A 625-nucleotide genomic window follows, 5' to 3' on the forward strand; every position below is an offset into this window, starting at 1 on the left:
GGCCGGCGGTTCGTCGTTCGCGGGCGAGGGCGGCGGCGGTGTTGGCAAGCAGTGCGTCTCCGGTGGTGTGCCAGCCAGCGCCGGCGAAGGTGAGGGTGCCGACGATGAGGGTGGTGTCGTCGTCGAGGTGGTCGACGGCCCGCAGAGCGTCGGGCTGCTCGTCGGCCTGGTCCTGGTGACGGCGGAAGGTGACGCGGGTGTCGCGCAGGAGTTGGAAGGTCACCGAGTAGCGGCGGGCTTTGGTGAGGAAGTGGCCGCCGAAGCCGAGCATGTGCGCCCAGCGGCGTAGCCGCGCGTAAGGGTTGGACGTTGGTGCTTTCGTCGGTTGGGCGTCAAGGGCGGCTTGACGCTGGGCCACGCAGACGGGGCAGGCGGGGTAGCGGGTGTGGGTGCCGCAGTCGGGGCACTGCCAGCGGTCGACGAAGCCGGGCCGTGGGCGGTAGTCGCGGGGCCGGTCGAGCAGGGGCTGGGGTGTGTGGGTGGGTCGGCCGATGCGCCAGCAGGCGTCGATGAGGCGGGCGGTGTGGTCGCCGTCGGGGTCGGCGTAGTCGCCGATGGTGTCGGCGTCGAGTCGGACGGAGCGGTGCCCGGTTACCTCGGTGCTTTTGGTGGCGAACTTGGCAAG

At 71.5% G+C, this 625-nt stretch carries 1 protein-coding gene; it reads right to left on the bottom strand.

All coding sequences use genetic code 11. The annotated features are described in order from the left end of the window. Nucleotides 1–625: replication initiator (locus AC5RWQ_RS30285; protein ID WP_494286014.1), on the bottom strand; the 625-nt coding region annotated here is incomplete at both ends.

Source organism: Micromonospora sp. BS32 (assembly GCF_059089345.1).